Source organism: Gordonia otitidis NBRC 100426 (assembly GCF_000248075.1).
In the GTDB taxonomy this organism is placed as follows: domain Bacteria; phylum Actinomycetota; class Actinomycetes; order Mycobacteriales; family Mycobacteriaceae; genus Gordonia; species Gordonia otitidis.
In genome coordinates this window covers 1-1,375 of sequence record NZ_BAFB01000262.1, presented here as the reverse complement: position 1 = coordinate 1,375, position 1,375 = coordinate 1, and the positions used below count along the sequence as shown (strand labels likewise).

1 protein-coding gene is annotated in these 1,375 nt (G+C 62.0%); it reads right to left on the bottom strand.

From position 1 onward, the window contains the following. Positions 1–23: 23 nt before the first annotated feature. Positions 24–1,364, bottom strand: coding sequence for an IS256 family transposase (locus GOOTI_RS24340; protein WP_051998062.1), 1,341 nt, complete (start codon positions 1,362–1,364; stop codon positions 24–26). Positions 1,365–1,375: the final 11 nt, after the last annotated feature.

Genomic DNA, 1,375 nt, shown 5'->3' with positions numbered 1-1,375 from the left:
TTTCTTGGGTTCGCTTTCGGTGTCTAGTTGAGGTGGGGTTCGATGCGGTCGGGGTAGGCCAGGGCGAGTTGTCCGAGGGCCTGTTTCCAGCTGGTCACGACTTGCCCTTCGACGAGTCGTCCGGGCGCTTTACGCTGACTGGCTGGCTTGCCGCGTTCCTTCTCGCGTTGCCTGGCTCGTTTGTCCTCGATGTCGCAGATAGCCAGCCAGAGCAGTTTGCGGACTGCGACGTCGTTGGGGAAGTGTCCCCTGTTCTTGATGACCTTGCGGAGTTGATAGTTCAGCGACTCGATCGAGTTGGTGGTGTAGATGACCTTGCGCAACTCGGGTGGGAAGGCCAGGAATGGGATGAATCTGTCCCAGGCGCGGTCGAAAGCCTGTGCCGCACTCGGATATGTGACACCCAACGCCGAATCTCGGAAGGTCTCCCATTCTCGGCGGGCGGTCTCGGCGTCGGGGGCGGTGTAGATCGGTTTGATCGCCCGGGCGACCTGTTTGCGGTCTTTGTAGTTGATGAACCGCATCGCGTTGCGGATCAGGTGCACGACGCAGGTTTGTACGGTGGCCAAAGGCCACGTCGCCTCGATCGCCTCGGGGAATCCGGTCAGCCCGTCGCAGCATACGATCAGCACGTCCTTGACGCCGCGGTTGGCCAGATTCGCGCACACCCCGGCCCAGAACTTCGCGCCCTCTTCAGCCTGTATCCAGATGCCCAGCACATGCTTGACGCCAGCCATGTCGACACCAATAGCTATGTGGGCGTGCTTATTTCGAACGTGAGCACCGTCTTTGACCTTGACCACCAGGGCATCGAGATAGAGGACGGGATACAACGCTTCCAGCGGCCGGCTCTGCCATTCATCGACCGCGTCGCAAACCTCGTCGCAGATCTTGGAGATCGTCTCATGCGACAGATCGGTGCCCACCGTGGCGGCCAGATGATGTTGGATGTCGCGTAACGTCATGCCTCCGGCGTACAGCGAGATGATGATGTCATCGAGGCCGCCGAGCCGACGCGATCCCTTCGGCACCAGACGTGGGGTGAAGGTGCCGTCACGGTCACGAGGGACCTTCAGCTCGACCGGCCCCGCCTCAGACGCCACCGTTTTCGGGGTTGATCCGTTGCGGGCGTTGGGCAGTTCCCGGCCTGCCGGGTCGCCCTTCTCGTAGCCGAGGTGATCGGTCAGCTCGGCCTTCAAACCGCGTTCGAGGGCGAGTTTGATCAAGCCCGGAATCAAGCCACCGTCCCCGGTGACCTGCACCTGACCCGAATCGATCTGGGCCAACAACTCATCGACCATGCCCGAGGCCTGCAACGCTTCGGCCACCTCCGCAGTCGAACGCGGCTCTGCGAGCTCAGGCAGCTGCGGGTGGT